The sequence below is a fragment of the Lacibacter luteus genome, assembly GCF_004118265.1.
Classification (GTDB): domain Bacteria; phylum Bacteroidota; class Bacteroidia; order Chitinophagales; family Chitinophagaceae; genus Lacibacter; species Lacibacter luteus.
Map to the genome: position 1 here is coordinate 207,387 of NZ_SDHW01000006.1, position 19,199 is coordinate 226,585.

Sequence of the window (19,199 nt, forward strand, 5' to 3'; positions counted from 1 at the left end):
GCTCATTAAACTACTGGTTAATATTCGTTTACAGCTGTTCTAAATTAAAAGCCCCGGATGTCTCCAGGGCATTTATATATTTAAGGGAATAAGATTCGTTATAATCGAACGCCTACACTTGCCGTTACATAAAAACGATTTCGTCCATACTCACCATTGGATGTAAGAATATTTTGTGGCATTACATACGAAGGACTTAATGCTGCATTAAACTTTCCAACCACCAACACCAACGGCATTGTGTATTCGTAAGCAAGAAGTGAAAATGTGTTTACGTTTCTTGTAGCTGTTGTTGTTTGTGGATTGCCTCCAATTGGCAAGCCGCCAATACCGGTATTTTGTTTTTGCTGATAAGTTTCGGTAAATCGCTGTGTACCGCCATATGCAGTAAGTGTAGGATTAATTGCAAATGCTCTTGGCTTACCTTCTTTCAGTTTAATGATAAATAAATGATCGATGCCTGCTGTTGCACCCACATCTGTTTTATCGCTGAATTTTAAATCGGCACCCAGATTTATATTGATTATTTTATTTTGAAAGCTGGTATTTACACCTGCCTGGTATTTTAACGCCGACTGTACCAACACCGATTGGTCTTTATATAAAAATCGGGATAGAAAAACATTTCCTGAAAACTTATCGTTCTGCGGAAAACGATAGCCCATTTCCACACTTGTACCTGTATATTGAAAAGGAGTTGCACTGTTTGCAATAAAAATTGCTGCGCCTTGTGCATACAATCCGTTTTTAAGCTGGTAGCTTACAATCGGCAAAGTAGCATTGCTGCTCAAACTATCCGAACGTCCAAGAAAGTGTACATAACTCTGGTGTGCAATGTTGGCAGCAAACACGGGTTTACGCTTATCTGTACTGTCTTGCGCTTGTACAAAAAAATGCAGTGATAAGATAAATGCTACCAGTAACTGAATTATCTTTTTCATGGATTTACGTTTTGGTAAAGGGTTAAAAAAAGAGTCCCGTCGTACGGGACTCTTATGTCCGGTCACTAATCACCAATCACACAACTGAAACAGTTGAATTAATTATTACCGGTACTTGTTGTAGTAGTACTGCTGGCCGAAGCATCAGCTTTTACTTCTACTTTCGTTTTCTTTACTTTTTCAACCGATGATTTTGTTTTCTGTTTAGCTTCTGCTGCTTTTTGTTTTGCGGCATCTGCTTTTTGCTTTGCTTCATCAGTTTTTACTTTTACATCGGCTTCAGCATTTGTACTGCTGTTAATGCCACCATTCAATGCACCGTTCTCAGAGCTAACTTCACCTTGTGTATTGGTGTTTGTATTGCTGCTAACGTTTAAGCCAGGCTTTACTTCGTTACGCAATTCCTTTGCAGTTGTGCGTATACCTTTTGCTTCTGTTACAACTTCTTCTTTAACTTCTGTTGCCATACCATTTGCCTGTTCTTTGGCATTGGTTTCTGCTTTTACCTTAGCATCAACCGCTGTTTCATTTTTAACGGAAGCATTGTTACTTTTTGCTGTTGCATTGGCAGCTGCATTTGTTTGTGCTGTAACGTTACCCGTGGTTTTTGTTACAACATTTGCTGTTGTTTGTACAACTTTACCTGTTGCATTAACCACTCGTGTTGTAGCCTGTGTTGTTTTACTTACGGCATCTGCTACTTTTGTTGTACTTACTGTAGCCTTTGTAACTGCACTTGTTGTACTGTTAAGATTTACATTAACCTGGGCCATTACTGCGTTTGTAATTACAATTGCACCAAATGCGATCATTACTTTTTTCATACTGTTCTTCATACAGAGTTGTTTTTAGATGATTAAAAATTAAAAGCGCTTTGCTTTTAACGGATTAATTGACGGGTGTTTTTTTGCGAGGTTTAAATCTGTTGATAAAAATTTTCAACCTCTTTATTCTTGCATTTGCATAAAGCATGCCAATCGATTTTTTTGTTACACATTAAAATGAAGAGCATGCAATTTCAATTAATAATCAATGCATAACAAGCTTTCAGAAGAACAAGAACATGAAGTGAATGCTATAAAAATTTTCAAAAAAAATAAATTTTCTTTATCGAAATCCAGCTATTAAACCTTGTCGTATATAACAGGTTATACTTTCACATCAAACAGTACTCTTTCTATCTTTCTTCAAAAAAGTTATCCGTCTTTGAGATAACAAATGACTACGATCAGTTCATTTTCTTACCATTGTTAGTTCCGGATTTCGGCGTGCAAAGTATTTTCGCTGTTAAATCATCACGTATGAAAAAAATCATCAGCTCCGGTCTTGTAGCCAGTGTTGCATTACTCGCTTTTGCTTACATATGTATATTGATTATGCCCGTGCTTTTACCGAAAGTAGCCGAAGAATATTACAGCCCTGCATTTGTGAACGATGAAAGCCGCAATATGTTTTATTATGTGCACCCTGTACTATTAGCTTTTGGTTTAGCCTGGTTCTGGAACAGATTTAAATCGTTATTAAAAGGAAATGCATTAATGCAGGGAATTGAAATGGCACTGATCTATGCAGCTATAGCAACACTTCCTTCGTTAATTATATTATACAGCGCAATCAATGTTTCGTTGTTAACAGTAGGCTCGTGGTTGTTGTATGGATTTTTCCAGGCGTTGATTGCAGGTATTATTTTCTCCCGTATGCATGTTTAGTATTTTCTCTGTTTAAGGTTTATGTACAACAAAGCCCCTCTTTATGGAGGGGCTTTTACACAACTAATAAAACGCAAAGGGTCTAAAAATTCACCTTACAACTATAAAACTAAATTTCTCTCCATGCTGAAGCACGGAGCTATGCATTAATCGGGTTTTTTACCATCCAGAAATGTATTGATGGTATTGATCTGTGCCTGGTTGTTTTCATCGCTTTGAACAGTATAATTGCTGTAGAAATTTTCTGCAGGCGAAATAGTATTATACAATTCTAAATTACGGCGGAGGTATGCCGGCACAGTTTCAAACTCATTGTTCGGATCAGCGGCATGGATGTTAAACGAGAGGTTTCTCAACTTCTGTAAACGATCTGCAGCTTTTTTCCGTTGCTCTTCTGCCTCATCCGTTACCGGAGGCTCTTCCGAAAAAGCAAGATGAACATTTTGATCGGCCCGAGGCTCTTTCTCCGCCGTTGGTTGTTCTTTTTTCTCCACCAGCTGCATATCGAACGATTCTTCATCGTCCTTAACAATATTCAACTGTACTGGAGCTGCAACCGGTTTTTCTTCGGCCTTTATTTCCGGAATGGATTCTTCTTCTTTTTCTACATAAATGATGGAAGGTTTTTTCAGAAACCCACCTGTAGTAACCGGTTTTACCTCTGCAACTTCCTGTTTAATTACCGATTGTGTTTGCGCAACAGGCGCAGCGTACACAGGCTCTTCAACTTTTACTTCCGGTTGTACTGTTTGCATTGGCGTAACAAGCGGCTCTAATACAAACTCGATCTTTTCTGTTTCAACAACCGGAGCCGGTTTTTCTTCAACCTTTGCAACAGGAGTTTCTGTTACCAATACAGGTTGCAGATTTACCTTCTCTGCCACAGGCGCAACTTCAACAGGAGCCGGAGCAGGCGCTGGAACAGGCTTCGGCTCTTCCGTAAAAAGAGCGGGTTGTGAGTATGCTTTTTTTTCAGGTTCGGCCAAGGTCATTACAATCTTTTCAACCTTTGGTTTTACTTCTTCTACAACAGCAGGTTTTTTATCAAACGGATTCTTTGCTTCAAAACCTGTTGCAATTAATGTAATACCAATTTTATCGCCCAATGTATTATCGTAACCTAAACCAAGAATTACATCTGTGTTTTCGCCGGCTTGCGATAATAAATGGTTTTGAATGATCTCTACTTCATCCATTGTAAACTCGTGCTCATTCTCAGCACTGTTAATATTAATGAGGATCCACTTCGCACCACGAATATCATTATCATTCAGCAATGGTGAGTTGAGTGCTTCTTCAATTGCACGTTGTGCACGGTTGTCGCCATTTGCACTTGCATTACCAAGTATAGCTACACCACCGTTTTTCATTACTGTACAAACGTCGGCAAAGTCAACATTGATCTGGCCGGTGCTGTTAATTACATCAGTAATACATTTAGCTGCAGTTGCCAAAACGTTATCAGCTTTTGAAAATGCTTCTTTCATTTTCAAATTACCAAACTGGTGACGCAGTTTATCGTTGCTGATGACAAGCAATGTATCAACATAATCTTTCAAACGGCCAATACCATCTTCTGCCTGTTGTATACGTTTCTTTCCTTCGTAACTAAATGGTGTTGTAACAATACCTACAGTAAGAATGCCAAGATCCTTACAGATTTTTGCAATGATGGGTGCACCACCTGTACCTGTACCACCGCCCATACCGGCAGTAATAAACGCCATCTTGGTGTTTACTTCCAACATTGCTTTTAATTCTTCTAAACTTTCTTCGGTTGCCTGCCTTCCAATTTCAGGATTGGCACCTGCACCAAGGCCCTGTGTTAAATGCGGACCTAACTGCACTTTGTTTGGCACCATGCTGGTTGCAATAGCCTGTGCATCTGTATTACAAATAATAAAATTTACGCCTTCAATAATCTGAGCATGCATGTGATTAACTGCATTGCTACCACCGCCACCAACACCAATTACTTTAATGATGGATGACTTTTCCTTTGGCAGATCAAAATGTATCATAACTTTCCGGGTTTGCTGGGTTAGTAAGTTTTTGTTGTGAATGGTGAATGGTCAATAGTGAATGAATTGCTCATCACTACTTACTCATCACTCATAGCTTCCTGTCTTCTTCTTCGTTAAACAAATCGATCAATCCGTCTTTAATGCTATCCATAAATCCTTTCAGGCTCTTGCGTTTTTTAACACGAACAACATGCGTATCGGTTTGTTCGTTGTACTCCTGTATAACTTCTGCAACTGGTTCTTCTTTTATTTCTATGCCCTTCAGTTTGTTCTCTGTATTTTCATAAACATTGTATCCTTTCAGAATTAAACCAATACAGGTTGAATACATTGGTTTCGCCAACTCATCAATATGTCCGGATGCAAGATGCTCGTTTGGAAAACCAATTCTTGCATTTAAACCTGTTACATATTCTGTTAACTGAATCAAATGTTTCAATTGCGAACCACCACCTGTTAACACAATACCACCATTGAGCATACGGTTATCTAAACCAACCTGCTTTAAATGATAGGTTACAAAATCCATGATCTCGCTCATACGTGCCTGGATGATGTGTGCAAGATTTTTTACACTGATCTCTTTCGGCTGCATACCACGAATTCCCGGAATAGTGATGAATGCATTTGTTTTTGCTTCATCGGCCAACGCACTGCCAAACTGCACTTTCATTTGTTCGGCCTGTGTACGCAACACACCTAATCCCATTTTAATATCGTTGGTAATGTTTTCACCACCAAACGGAATTACTGCAGTATGTTTTAAAATACCTTCATAAAACACAGCAAGATCTGTTGTACCACCACCAATATCAACAATGGCAACACCTGCTTCAAGATCGTGTTCGCACATTACAGCTGCTGCAGATGCAAGCGGCTGCAATACGAGATCTCTCACTTTTAAATTACTTTTCTCAACACTGCGATTGATATTGCGGATAGCATTTTTATCGCCGGTGATGATGTGGAAGTTTGCTCCAACTTTCACGCCACTATACCCAATCGGGTTAGGAATATTCTGAAAGTTATCCACTGTAAATTCCTGCGGTATTACATCAATGATCTGATCGCCTGCAGGAATATAGGTTTTGTATTGATCGCCGATGAGCTGATCAATTTCACGTTGCGAAATTTCTTCTTCGTTTTGCTGACGAACAATATCGCCACGTGTTTGCAATGATTTAATATGATGGCCTGCAATACCTACATATACTTCGTTGATCTCAAGGTTCGGATTGCTCGCATAGCAGTTTTGTAAAGCCTGCTCAATAGCTTTAATGGTTTGATCGATGTTTAACACCATGCCGTGTTGTACACCGCTGGAGTTTGCACGACCAAAGCCGAGAATTTCCAATTTACCAAATTCGTTTTTGCGTCCGGCAATAGCAGCGATCTTGGTGGTACCAATATCCAACCCCACAATAATGGGATTGTTATTGACAGCCTGCCCGTTCGTTGCTGTTCCGTTTGTGGGTGATTCCGTTGTCATAGTTGTATGTTGTTTTAGTTGTGTGCGTGTTTGTTTTTTATGGTTATCAACTTTTGTACTTTATTCATCTTCGTTGTGTCACTCACTTCATCGTTCTTCGAACTCTCCTCGTTAACCCACCCCATTTACCTATCTCCTGTGTAACAGCTTGCTCCCCCTCCCTGGAGGGGATTTACTCTCTCATCACTCATCATTCATTACTCATCATTGATCCCTCTTCTTCATCACTGCCTTAGGTTGTTTTTTCACAGGTTGGCTTTTAGCTTCGTTAAGGACATTGTTTTCTTCGGTTTTTGGTTTGGGTTTTGGACTTTGCACATTGGCCTTTTTGTCTTGTGCCTTGTCTCCCTGTACCTTGGTTCCTGTTGAGGGGGTAGGGAGTTGGTTTTTCAAAGCATTGTGATTTTGGTTTTGTGGTTTCACAGTAGCGGACTTTAAAACGGGCTCTGTAGGTGTTGGTTCACTCTTATAGATCCCAGAGGTAAGCAAACTATCAGGTTTTGTATTTGCTGTTGCAGCATAACCGGTATCAACAGCAGTGTTAACCTGATAATTATTTTGTTCAACTACTAAACTTGCAAACAGACTTGCACTGTCTCTGCGCACTGCAACAAGTTGTTTATCGAAACGCACATCTAATGCGCTGTAATAATTCCATCCGGTTTTGTTCATGATCTGTTTATAGAACAACAGCAGGCGGTTAAACTTCGGTTCAATTTTTTCTGCTGCTCCAAACTTAATGATGTGATTGCCGAGCTTTGGTACTAATTCAAATTCGTAGTTGCTGATGTTTACCTGTTCTACCTGCGCCATCCAGAAATCGTTACGTAAAATGAACCGTCCCATTTCCTTTATCTGCTGTTGCAGCACACTATCCTTTGTACGTGCAGCAGTTGTTTCTGTAGGGAACGATGTAAATACAGGCACACGTGCAACCTGGTCGTTGGTTACAGGTAATTGCTCACCTAAGTCGTCGATATAAAACGATTGACCATTTGTACGAAATACTCTCGCCACCGGTTCACGTTCAGTAATATCAACATGCAATACATCATTATTATCAAAGAACAGTTCGGCATTACGGATCCACAGGTTGCGTTCCAGCAATTGTTCCAGCTGTTGCAGATCGAATGTTTTTACCAGCTGACCTTTCATTAAATCAGGTCGGCCGCCGGAAATGGTTTTCAGAATTTGCTTTTTGCTTACATATTCCACACCATCAACAGCTTTCATTTTCACCAGTACATCTTTACAACGCTTTCCGTTTTGATTGCGGGCAGCAGCAACCAGCAATACAATTGTGCATGCCCCTACTGTTGTCCACAGCATGGCCAGCATCAACTTTTTCCACGAAAACTTTTTACTGCTCATTGTATAATTATGCTTCGATCGTCTTTTTTAATTCCTGCAACAACGCATCAATATCGCCTGCTCCTGCTGTTACAAATACACTGTTAGCATCCACTTTTAACTTCACACTATTCAATAATTCCTCTTTCGTTAGAATCGCTTTCTTCTCCAGCTTCATCTTGTTTAAGATGAGCTCGCTTGTTACACCTTCAATGGGTAATTCACGTGCCGGGTAAATCGGTAACAGAATTACTTCATCTGCCATATCCAGACTGGCTGCAAACCCATCGGCCAGATCTCTTGTTCTTGTGAACAGGTGGGGCTGAAACACCAACACCAGTTTCTTGTCTCCAAACAAACTTCTTGCTCCGGTAATCAACGCTCTCAGTTCTTCAGGATGATGTGCATAATCATCAACAAACACTACCTCTCCTTCACCCGGCGCAATCACATATTCAAATCTTCTTTTCACTCCTTTAAAAGCTGCAACCGCTGCTTTTATTTTTTCATCATCGATCTTCAGTATATGTGCAACTGCAATAGCAGCCAATGCATTTTCTACATTGTGCAATCCACCAACATTCAATAACACATCTTTCAATAACCAATCGCCAAACACTACATCAAAAACATAACTGCCGTTTTGCACTTTCAAATTCGTTGCATGTACAGTTCCATTTGTATTGTTGAGATGATAGGTGATATGATTATCTGCAACCAAATCACTGTATCGCTTCAATCCATGTTTGCTGATGAGCCAGCCACCGGGTTTGATCTTACGAGTAAACTCGATGAAGGCTTCTTCCATTGCTTCAGCAGTTCCATAGATGTCTAAGTGATCAGGATCCATTGCGGTGATCACTGCAACATCAGGACTCAGTTTGTGAAAAGAACGATCGTATTCATCAGCTTCCACCACACAAACATTATTATCGCTTGCCCAGAAGTTGCTGTTATAATTCACCGCAATACCTCCGAGAAACGCATTGCAACCATAACCACTGTGGCGAAGCAAATGCCCCGTCATTGTACTGATAGTTGTTTTACCATGCGTGCCTGCTACGCAGATGTTCAAAGAACTTTGTGTAATGATCTGCAATACATCACTCCGCTTTACTACACTGTACCCGTTTTGCAGATAATACTGATACTCTTTATGCTCTTTCGGAATAGCAGGTGTATAAACCACTAACTGCACATCCTTCGGAATCAATTCTACTTCTTCGCTGTAGTGAATCGCAATTCCTTCAGCTTCCAGTTGCGATGTAAGCGGCGTTACTGTTTTATCGTAACCGCTTACTTTCACTCCCTTCTCATTAAAGAACCTTGCGAGTGCACTCATACCAATGCCACCAATTCCTACGAAGTACACTGCTTTTATATCGTTCAACTGAATCATTTCTTTATCAACTTCAATACTTCTGTTGCAATTACTGTGTCTGCATTATCTACACCCAGCTTTGCAATGTTTTGTTTCAATTCGTTTTGCTTTGCTTCATCCCTTGCCAATGCAATGATGCTGCTTACTAATTTTTCTTTTGCTTCACTATCCTTCACCATCAGCCCTGCATGCTTCTCAACCAAATGCTGTGCATTTACTGTTTGATGATCTTCTGCCGCAAAAGGAAACGGCACAAATACAGCAGGCTTTGCTACCAAACAGATCTCCGCAATGGCCATGGCGCCTGCTCTTGAGATCACCACATCAGCTGCAGCGTATGCGTTCTCCATCTCTTTAATAAAATCGTTTACCCACACATTTGCTTTTCCGTTTGCGCTGGCTTTGCCTTGTGCAGCATAAGGTTTACCTGTTTGCCAGATGAGTTGCAGATCGTTTTGTTGAAACTGATCGATACCTGCATCAATGGCTTCGTTAATACTTTTTGCACCGAGACTTCCACCAACCACCAGCACTGTTTTCTTCTCCGTATTCAAACCAAAGAACTTCAAACCTTCTTCCTTACTTACAGTTGCATGTGCAATTGCAGAACGAACTGGATTACCTGTGATCATCAACTTCTCTGCAGGAAAAAACTTTTGCATCTTATCACTCGCCACAAATACTTTCGTTGCCTTCTTTCCTAACAGGATATTACTCTTGCCCGCAAACGAATTGCTTTCGTGAATGAACGTTGCAATGCCTTTGCTTTGCGCAAAACGCAATACCGGAAAGCTGGAATAACCACCTACACCTATTACTGCATCGGGCTGAAAATTGTTAATGATGGTACGTACCTGGAAAAAACTCTTTAACAACTTAAACGGCAAACCGATGTTTTTTATCAAAGAACTTCTGTTAAAACCTGCAATATCCAACCCCTCTATTTTGTAGCCGGCCTGCGGCACTTTTTCCATTTCCATTTTTCCCTTTGCACCTACAAACAAAATCTCTGCATCGGGTTGTTGTTTTTTAATGGCATTGGCAATGGCGATGGCAGGAAAAATATGTCCACCGGTTCCACCTCCCGCTAAAATCACTTTCACACTCATGCCAGTTCCTCCTTTGCAGGTTCTGCCGAACCTTCTGCATCTTCTACATTTCTTGCAACACTTAAAATAATTCCGATTGCTAAGCACGTAAACAGAAAACTACTACCACCCATACTCACCAATGGAAGTGTTACACCTGTTACGGGAAACAAACCCACATTCACCGCCATATTCGTCATGGCCTGTATTACCAATGTAAAGCTTAAGGCCAATGCCAGGAATGCACCAAATGCATACGGACATTTTCTGAACAACCGTATACTCCTGAACAAAAACACCATGTAAATAAACACGATGAACGAAGCACCGATCAACCCATACTCTTCAATAATGATGGCATAGATATAATCGGAATACGGATGCGGTAAGAAATTGCGTTGCTCACTGTTACCCGGACCAAGACCGAACAAACCACCTTTTGCAACAGCGATCTTTGCCTGTTGCACCTGGTAAGGTGCTTCGCTTTTTGCTGCATACATAAAATCCTGCACACGTTTGATCCATGTTGGAATACGCCCTGCAGATAAAACCGCAGGCAGTTCTTTTGTTTTTCCCTCAGCCTTATCGTAATAAGCACCGGCAATGGAAATAAGAATAATTACAGGCACCAGCACCGCAGCTGCAACCAATGCAATATGCTTAAAGCTTACACGACCAATGAACAATAACAACATACTTGTTGCCCCGGTAAGCAATGCGGTTGATAAATTAGCTGGTGCAATCAATCCGCAGATAACAACGATCGGCATCATCAACGGCAGAAAGCCTTTCTTAAAATCTTTGATCACATCCTGTTTCTTCGATAACAATCTCGACAAATACATGAACAAAGCCAGCTTGGCAATGTCGGATGTTTGCACTGTGAGATTAATAATGGGCAGCTTTATCCAACGACTGCCATCATTGATTTTTGCACCGAAGAACAATGTATAAATGAGTAATACAATGGAGATGTAGAATAACATCTTTGCCACCCTTGAGTAAATAGTATAGTTTACACGATGTGCAAAATAAACAATGATGATGCCAAGTGTGATGAATGCAATCTGTTTAAACAAATAAACAAATGTGTTGCCTTTGTATAATTTATACGCCAATGAATTAGTAGCACTATACACCACCAATAAACTTACCAGCGACAATACAACCACGATTGCCCAGATCACTTTATCGCCACGGGTTTTATCCCGCAGCCCTGCCGGTGAAAATTTAGATGATATGTTTGCGATTTGATTCAAAAGCTTGTTTCTTGTTTTCCGTTTCTTGTTTCTTGTTTCTTGTTGCTGAGCACGCTTTGGTTTCTTAGTTCTTACTTCGTACCTCGTACTTCTAACTTTGTACTTGTGCTTACAGATTTCTTACCGCTTGCTTAAACTGATCGCCTCTGTCTTCGTAATTTTTAAACAGATCGAAACTTGCGCATGCAGGACTCAGCAATACAGCATCACCCTTTTCTGCAAAATGATACGCTGCTTTCACCGCATCTTCTGCACTTGTGGTATTTACCATCAAGGCAACAGTATCGCCAAATGCTTCATGAATTTTTCTGTTATCTAACCCAAGACAAACAATTGCTTTTACTTTTTCCTTCACCAGTTCTTTCAACACTTCGTAATCATTTCCTTTATCAACACCACCTAAGATGAGGATAGTTGGACGGGTCATACTTTCCAACGCATACCAGGTAGAGTTGATGTTGGTAGCTTTACTGTCGTTCACATACTCCACTCCTTTTACCATTGCCACCATCTCCATCCGATGCGCAAGACTCTCGAACGTAGTAACGGCTTCCCTTATTTTCTCCTTGCGGATACCTAACGTAGCCGCTGCAATACCTGCTGCCATGGTGTTGTATTGATTGTGTTTACCCTTGATCTTAAAATCGTCGACACTCATAGTGAGTTTGTCGTCGTTTACTGCAATCGTCATTGTTCCGTCTTTAATAAAAGCGCCTTTTTGCGGTTCTTGTTTCATGGTGAATGGTAATGGGTTTGATTGGAGAGTAAGTTTCTTTAAATATTTTGCTGTTACCGGATCGTCCGGACAGTATATGAAAGAATCGTTTGCTGTTTGGTTATTCGTGATCTTGAATTTTGCGTTGATATAATTTTCAAACTTGTAATCGTACCGGTCTAAATGATCTTCGGTGATGTTGGTGAGCACAGCAATATCTGCTTTGAACTCTTTAATATCATCGAGCTGAAAACTGCTGATCTCTGCTACATACACTTCCTTTGGATCGAGTGCCACCTGTTTGGCAATACTGATACCGATGTTTCCTACCAATGCACAATCAACACCTGCATGTTTGCAGATATGATAAGCCAATGATGTTGTAGTTGTTTTGCCGTTGCTTCCCGTAACAGCAAGTATTTTACTGCTGCCTTTAAAGCGATACGCAAGTTCAATTTCACTGATGACCGGAATGCCCTGTTTTCGGATTTTCTTCATCATCTCACTCTTTTCAGGAATACCGGGGCTCTTCACAATTTCATCTGCACTTAAAATTTTCTCTTCGCTGTGCATGCTTTCTTCAAACTCAATTCCATACTCCCGCAACTCTTCTTTATAAATGTTTTTGATAGGTCCTGCATCGCTCACAAATACATCATACCCCTGCTTCTTTGCAAGAATAGCTGCGCCTGCTCCACTTTCGCCGCCTCCTAGTATGTAACATTTGTGTGCCATAAGCTGGTTGCAGGTTGCCTGTTACCTGTTACTGGTAACCTGCAACCAGTAACTTCTTTTTGGATTTTGGTTTTCTCCTTTCTTTCATTTCGGCAGAAATAAAAGAAGGTTCTTCACAAGTATGGGTTAGTACTCGATCCTTCGGTGGTTCACAGACATTGGACACTGTTGGTCTTACACAGGATTGGATGGGTAAGGATTGAAAACCAGGGGTGGTTTTTCAAAAACCTCTTTACCGGATTTTGAGTGTTACAATCGCAAACGCAACGCAGAGGATGGTTACAATCCAGAAACGTGTTACGATTTTACTTTCATGAAATCCTTTTTTCTGATAATGATGATGGAGCGGACTCATTAAGAAAATCCTTCTGCCTTCACCATATTTCTTTTTGGTATACTTGAAATAACTTACCTGCAGTGTTACACTCAGTGTTTCTACAAAAAACACCGCACACAAAATCGGAATCAACAATTCTTTACGTACTAAAAACGCAAGCGATGCAATTACACCACCCAACATCAAACTTCCTGTATCGCCCATAAACACCTGCGCAGGGTAAGAGTTGTACCAGAGAAAACCGATACATGCACCAATCATGGCTGCAATAAAAATGGACAGCTCGCCAATACCCGGCACATACAATATGTTGAGATATTCTGCAAGTCGTGAATCTCCACTGGCATAAGCAAAAATGCCAAGGCCAATACCGATAATGGCAGATACTCCTGTTGCCAAACCATCAATACCATCTGTTAAGTTGGATGCGTTTGACACAGCTGTAACAATAAAGATGACAGCCAGTACATATATCAACCAGGTTATACCACGCATTGCCTTCGGCAACAGCTTTGAGTAATTGAACTCATGGCTTTTTACAAAAGGAATTGTTGTAACCGGTTCGTTTGCCTTAACCATTACACGTTCTTTTCCATTAAGTTTTACCACAATTGTATCGGCATTTGCCGGAACAGTTGTGCCTGTAAACTCACGGTAAGCACTAACCGAATCGTTAAACATCAGCGTTGTTGCAACGGCAATACCCAATACCACTTGCCCTAAAACTTTAAACCAACCTGCCAAACCATCTTTATCACCTTTCTTATAAGCAATGCCTTGTTCCTGAGCAATTCGCTTGGCTCGTATCTTTAAATAGTCATCAATAAATCCAATCAGTCCCATCCATACAGTTGCAAACAACATCAACAGAATATAAACCTTACTTACATCGGCCAGCAAAAGGGTTGGAACTACAATTGCAAGTATGATGATAAGACCACCCATGGTTGGTGTACCTTTCTTTTGTTGCTCACCCGCCAATCCTAAATCACGAACGGTTTCACCTACTTGTTTTTTACGCAGGTAGTTGATGAGCTTTTTACCAAACACCGTTGAAATGATCAGCGATAACAATACCGCCAGCATCACCCTGCTGGTGATGAACTGAAACAGATTGTCGCCCGGCATTTTAATTCCGATGCTGTTCAACCAATCAAATAAGTTCTTTAACATGTGTTTCTTTTTATCGTGAATCGTCAGTGGTGAGTCCTGAATACTTACTCATCACTGATTACTCATCATTCATCTTTCTAACAGTTCAAACATTTGTTCCAGTACCTGTTTATCATCAAACGCATACTTTACGCCTTTGATCTCCTGGTACTTTTCGTGTCCTTTACCTGCAATCAGAATAATGTCTTCGTTCTTTGCAAGACTTACTGCTGTTTTAATTGCTTCCTTGCGATCGGCAATGGAAATAAATTTTCTTCTTGCTGCGCTGCTCAACCCGTATTCCATATCAGCAAGAATTTCCAACGGATCTTCGCTGCGTGGGTTATCGCTGGTGAAAATCACCTTATCACTTAATTCACAAGCCACTTCACCCATTACCGGACGTTTGGTTTTATCTCTATCGCCACCACAACCAACAACCGTAATAATCTGTTCGTGTCCTCTTCTTAATTTCTTAATAGTTCCTAATACATTTTCCAACGCATCGGGTGTATGTGCATAATCAATAATGCCGAGTATTAAATGGTTGGGAGAAATGATATAGTCAAATCTTCCTTCTGCACCTGTAATGCTGCTTAATACCTGCAACACTTTTTGTTTGTCTTCACCCATCGATACTGCTGCACCATAAACTGCCAGCAGATTATATGCATTAAACTCACCGATCAACCGAAAATGCACTTCATCATTATTCACCATCATCTGCAAACCTGTTAATCCGTTTTCAAGGATCTTGCCTTTGAAATCAGCGAGGTTCTTTAAACCGTAGTACAGTTTTTTTGCTTTTGTATTCTGCAACATCACTTCACCCCGCTTATCGTCCTTATTACTGATTGCAAATGCATCCTTACCTAATCCATCAAAAAAGCTCTTTTTAACTTTGATGTATTCATCAAAAGTTTTGTGATAATCGAGGTGATCGTGGGTGATGTTGCTGAACAAAGCCCCGGTAAAATGAATACCGGTAATACGATGCTGGTGTATAGCATGACTGCTGCACTCCATAAACACATACGTGCAACCTGCATCATACATTTCTTTTAATAAACTGTTGAGATTAATAACATCGGGAGTAGTATGTGTAGAAGGATAAACTTTATCGCCTACATGATACTGCACCGTAGAAACCAATCCGCAGCGGTAACCTAAACCGCTGAACAATTTGTATAATAATGTTGCAATGGTTGTTTTTCCGTTTGTGCCGGTAACACCCACTACGTTCATTTGTGTTGTAACACTTCCAAAGAACTCGTTAGCTATATAACCGGCCGCTTCTGCACTGTTGGCAACCTGTACGTAGGTTACATCTTCCTTCAAATGCTCCGGTAACTGTTCGCAAATAATTGCTGATGCACCTTGCTCAACTGCTTTCGCAATAAATGCATGCCCATCAACCGAAACACCTTTTACTGCAATAAAGCAGGTACCTGCTTTTACATGGCGTGAATCGATCTGCAGATCGTTCACATCAACTGTTGTTGATCCGTGAACGCTGCGCAGATGCACTTTGTACAATATGTCTTTTAACTCCGCCATTAATTGAGATACAACATGATTTCCTGTCCTTTCGCAACAGGCGCACCTGCAGCAACAGACGTGTTTACAATTCTTCCTCTTCCTGTTACCTGTACTTTCATACCGGCTGTTTCCAGTACATACAAAGCATCTTTCAAACCCATACCTTTTACATCGGGCATTACTGCATTCGATGTTTGTACGGTTTGTGATTGCACTGTTTTATTTTTTAAGTACGAACGTCGCCAGCTGCCTGCCAACTGATCGGCATAAGTAAAGCCAAACTGTGTGGCAATACTGTTTACTTCTTTCTTTAAACCTGCAAATGTGTACAGCATTGAATCCTGTACCGGCAATTGCAAGGGCTGCTGTTTGTCGATGCTGTATTTATATAAGTGATCGGCAATTTCTCTAAACACCGGTGCAGCTACAGAACCACCATAGTAGTTGGCTGCATGCGGTTTATTTTTCACCACTACAATAATGGAGTACTTCGGTGCATCGGCCGGAAAGTATCCTGCAAAGGCAGATTGATACACACCATCACGATATTTATATTTACCATCGTTCACTTTTGCTGTACCTGTTTTACCTGCTGCTTTGTAAGGAGCGGTTTCAAATTGTTTACGTGCTGTACCATCTGTACAAACCGCAGCCAAACATTCCTGCAATTGTTTAATGGTTGCTTCGCCTGCAACAGCTTCGTTTAATACAACAGGTTCGTTTTTGCGAATAATTGTTCCGTAACTTTTTATTTCGTTCAACAGGTAAGGCTTCATCATCTTACCATTGTTGGCAACAGCATTGTACACCATCAACATTTGCAGAGGCGACACCATCAATTCATATCCAAAGCCCCACGATGCCAATGTTTGCGGGTGCCAGTTCTTTGGTTTCACCTTATTGGGGTTACGAATAAGCGGACTGAACTCTTCATTTAATTCAACACCTGTTTTTGAAGTGAGATGAAGTGCTGTAAAATGTTTGTAATACTCTTTTGGTTTGCCAGTATAATATTGATAGGCAAGTTTACTCATTGCAACATTCGAGCTTTGAATAAACGCTGTTTTAATATTTGTTACTTCAGGGCCATGATGATCGTCTACAATTGTTCTTCCATTCAAATTCCAACGACCACCGTGTATGGCAATATTATCATTGATGGTTACATGCTTATCTTCCAATGCAGCTAATAATGTAACCAGTTTAATGGTTGAACCCGGCTCGGAAGTACGCAACGCATAATTATCTGTTTCGAAATATTGTCCTTCAGGTGTGCGGCCAAGGTTTGCAATGGCTTTGATTTTTCCTGTTGCCACTTCCATTACAATACATGTTCCTTCCAATGCTTCATTGGTAGTCATTGTACGCATTAATGCACGCTCGGTAATATCCTGAATGTTTACATCAATGGTTGTGTACACATCATCGCCATTTTCAGGTTCTACTTCAAAACCTTCAACCGGCATTAACACACCGCCTGCTACGTAGCGCACCAAACGTTTACCTGTTGTACCACGCAACACACTATCGAACGAACGTTCTAAACCAACCAGTTTCGAATTTTCACGATACAATCCAATGGTACGGAAACCCAATTCACCAAAAGGATTTAAACGTTTTGTTTTTACTTCAGCAATAAAACCACTTTTGTTACGGCCCAAACGCACCAATGGAAAAGCACGCAACTCTTTATACTCTTCGAACGATACTTTTTTATGCAGCTGATAATAACGCTCTTTGTCTTTATAAGCCTGCTTCAATTCCTTTTTATATTCAGCAGCAGTTTTATTGTTAAACAACCCTGCAAGAGAAATACTTAACGAATCAACATTCTCATAAAAATTCTTTCCTTCTTTTGCACGCAAACCATCGGCACCAAAGTCGATGTAAATATCAAACTGTGGTAAAGATGTGCTGAGCATACTTCCATCTTCACTGTAAATAGTACCACGTTCAGCAGCAAGATCAAGGATCTTTGTATGCAGACTATCGCCCATGCTTTTCCAATAGCTTCCCTCGAAACGTTGTGTGTAAAAAGCCTTCCCCAAAATAAGGAAGCCAAATACACCCAGTCCGAGAAAACCGAGGTAAACACGCCACAATATGTCTTTCTTTACTTCCATTAATTTTCTTTCAGCTTTGTACTGTCTGTTAATTTGATGGGTTGCTGAATATTTTCTTTTAAACCAATTGTTTCTGTTGCCTTTGCCACTTCGCTCAAACGGTTTTGATACATTAATCTTCCGTTGAGTGTTTTATACTCATACTCCTGCTCACGTAATTCTTTGGTTGTTTTGTTAATGTTCCGGATTGTATTATCGGCATAATGGCCATTGGCGATGTAGATGATCGCCAGTACAGAGAGAAAGAGAAAGTATGGAACGTTGCGAACGATCCACTGGTAATTGAACCACTTTTTTACATCAATCTTCGGCTCTTTTACTGCCATTGGTTTGTTTGTAATTTTTCCCGTTATCTGTTTTTGTTTATGCTTGTGTTTTACAATGGGTCTAGAGTTTTTCGGCTACACGTAGCCGTGCACTTCTTGATCTTGAGTTGCGCTTCAGCTCTTCGGCCGAAGCTTCTATTGGCTTTTTTGAGAGAATGTGAAACACTTGTTCCTTTACTTCCCTGTCGAAAGGGTTATACGATTCCTCTTCAAAACTTCCCTTTTTAAAAAAGTTTTTAACCAATCTGTCTTCCAGCGAATGAAAGGAAATGATGGCCGCACGGCCTTTGGGTTTCAGTACCGCAGGCAACTGCTCTAACAATTCTTTCAATACACCTAATTCATCATTCACTTCAATACGCAATGCCTGGAATACCTGTGCGAAATATTTATTGGGATTACCCTTTACAACCGGTTGCAATGCCTGTTTAAGATGCTCAATGGTTTGAAACGGATTGGTGCTGCGCTGCTGAACAATTGTTGCTGCAAGCGTTTTTGCATTTGTTACCTCACCATACTGTTCAAACAATTTATGCAGCTGCTGTTGCGAGTAAGTTTGAAGGATGGTTGCGGCGGTTACGGGTTGCGATGGATCCATCCGCATATCGAGCGGACCATCGAACCTTGTAGAAAAACCTCTTGCACCTTCATCAAACTGGTGACTGGAAACGCCAAGGTCGGCCATTACACCGTCCACTTTTGAAAAGCCGTTGAGTTTTAAAAAGCGTGACAGATGTTTAAAGTTGTGCGGCACAAAAACAATGCGTTCATCATCGGGAAGATTTCGTTTGGCATCGGGATCCTGGTCGAAAGCAACCAGTTTACCGTTCTTTCCCAATCGCTTTAATATTTCCCTGCTATGCCCACCGCCACCAAATGTGCAATCAACATACACCCCATCGGACTGTATGTTCAGAGCATCCACCGTTTCATTCAACATTACAGGAACATGATAAACATCCTGTTGCTGATTGGCCTGGCCTTCATCAGCAGTTGGTATGTGTTTTTGTTTCGCCATACTTCTTGCTGTG

15 protein-coding genes are annotated in these 19,199 nt (G+C 40.7%); 1 reads left to right on the plus strand and 14 read right to left on the minus strand.

Annotated features, from left to right (window positions below; genetic code table 11):
* Positions 1 to 98: 98 nt before the first annotated feature.
* Positions 99 to 941 carry a hypothetical protein gene (locus tag ESA94_RS17545; protein ID WP_129132243.1) on the minus strand — a complete coding sequence of 281 codons (843 nt, stop codon included), beginning with the start codon at positions 939 to 941 and terminating at the stop codon, positions 99 to 101.
* Between the two features lie 98 nt (positions 942 to 1,039).
* Positions 1,040 to 1,777: a hypothetical protein gene (locus tag ESA94_RS17550; RefSeq protein WP_129132244.1), complete on the minus strand. Its 738-nt coding sequence runs from the start codon at positions 1,775 to 1,777 to the stop codon at positions 1,040 to 1,042.
* Positions 1,778 to 2,242: 465 nt separating this feature from the next.
* Here ESA94_RS17550 and ESA94_RS17555 point away from each other — a divergent pair, with 465 nt between their 5' ends.
* A complete protein-coding gene (locus tag ESA94_RS17555; RefSeq protein ID WP_129132245.1) occupies positions 2,243 to 2,650 on the plus strand; it encodes a hypothetical protein in 408 nt (135 codons plus the stop codon).
* A 146-nt stretch (positions 2,651 to 2,796) separates the two neighbouring features.
* Here ESA94_RS17555 and ftsZ read toward each other — a convergent pair whose 3' ends face one another.
* The 12 genes from ftsZ to rsmH form a co-directional block, all read right to left on the minus strand.
* Positions 2,797 to 4,671, minus strand: a complete 1,875-nt coding sequence (gene ftsZ, locus ESA94_RS17560) for a cell division protein FtsZ (RefSeq protein WP_129132246.1) — start codon at positions 4,669 to 4,671, stop codon at positions 2,797 to 2,799.
* Between the two features lie 91 nt (positions 4,672 to 4,762).
* Entirely contained in the window at positions 4,763 to 6,163 is a 1,401-nt protein-coding gene (ftsA, locus tag ESA94_RS17565; protein ID WP_129132247.1) for a cell division protein FtsA, read from the minus strand.
* Positions 6,164 to 6,367: 204 nt separating this feature from the next.
* Positions 6,368 to 7,534 carry a cell division protein FtsQ/DivIB gene (locus ESA94_RS17570; RefSeq protein ID WP_129132248.1) on the minus strand — a complete coding sequence of 389 codons (1,167 nt, stop codon included), beginning with the start codon at positions 7,532 to 7,534 and terminating at the stop codon, positions 6,368 to 6,370.
* A 7-nt stretch (positions 7,535 to 7,541) separates the two neighbouring features.
* Positions 7,542 to 8,912: a UDP-N-acetylmuramate--L-alanine ligase gene (gene murC / locus ESA94_RS17575; protein ID WP_129132249.1), complete on the minus strand. Its 1,371-nt coding sequence runs from the start codon at positions 8,910 to 8,912 to the stop codon at positions 7,542 to 7,544.
* A complete protein-coding gene (gene murG, locus ESA94_RS17580) occupies positions 8,909 to 10,003 on the minus strand; it encodes an undecaprenyldiphospho-muramoylpentapeptide beta-N-acetylglucosaminyltransferase (protein ID WP_129132250.1) in 1,095 nt (364 codons plus the stop codon). The genes murC and murG overlap by 4 nt, the downstream gene beginning before the upstream one ends.
* Positions 10,000 to 11,241, minus strand: a complete 1,242-nt coding sequence (locus ESA94_RS17585; RefSeq protein WP_205756006.1) for an FtsW/RodA/SpoVE family cell cycle protein — start codon at positions 11,239 to 11,241, stop codon at positions 10,000 to 10,002. The genes murG and ESA94_RS17585 overlap by 4 nt, the downstream gene beginning before the upstream one ends.
* 109 nt (positions 11,242 to 11,350) lie before the next feature.
* On the minus strand, positions 11,351 to 12,691 hold the full coding sequence (gene murD, locus ESA94_RS17590; protein WP_129132251.1) for a UDP-N-acetylmuramoyl-L-alanine--D-glutamate ligase: 1,341 nt from the start codon (positions 12,689 to 12,691) through the stop codon (positions 11,351 to 11,353).
* 232 nt (positions 12,692 to 12,923) lie between these two features.
* A complete protein-coding gene (mraY, locus tag ESA94_RS17595) occupies positions 12,924 to 14,201 on the minus strand; it encodes a phospho-N-acetylmuramoyl-pentapeptide-transferase (protein ID WP_129132252.1) in 1,278 nt (425 codons plus the stop codon).
* Positions 14,202 to 14,270: 69 nt separating this feature from the next.
* Positions 14,271 to 15,737, minus strand: a complete 1,467-nt coding sequence (locus ESA94_RS17600; protein WP_129132253.1) for a UDP-N-acetylmuramoyl-L-alanyl-D-glutamate--2,6-diaminopimelate ligase — start codon at positions 15,735 to 15,737, stop codon at positions 14,271 to 14,273.
* Positions 15,737 to 17,842 carry a penicillin-binding protein gene (locus ESA94_RS17605; protein WP_129132254.1) on the minus strand — a complete coding sequence of 702 codons (2,106 nt, stop codon included), beginning with the start codon at positions 17,840 to 17,842 and terminating at the stop codon, positions 15,737 to 15,739. Before ESA94_RS17605 ends, ESA94_RS17600 begins: the two co-directional genes overlap by 1 nt.
* Positions 17,842 to 18,168 carry an FtsL-like putative cell division protein gene (locus ESA94_RS17610; RefSeq protein WP_129132255.1) on the minus strand — a complete coding sequence of 109 codons (327 nt, stop codon included), beginning with the start codon at positions 18,166 to 18,168 and terminating at the stop codon, positions 17,842 to 17,844. The genes ESA94_RS17605 and ESA94_RS17610 overlap by 1 nt, the downstream gene beginning before the upstream one ends.
* A gap of 61 nt (positions 18,169 to 18,229) precedes the next feature.
* Positions 18,230 to 19,186: a 16S rRNA (cytosine(1402)-N(4))-methyltransferase RsmH gene (rsmH, locus tag ESA94_RS17615; protein WP_129132256.1), complete on the minus strand. Its 957-nt coding sequence runs from the start codon at positions 19,184 to 19,186 to the stop codon at positions 18,230 to 18,232.
* Between the last annotated feature and the right edge of the window lie 13 nt (positions 19,187 to 19,199).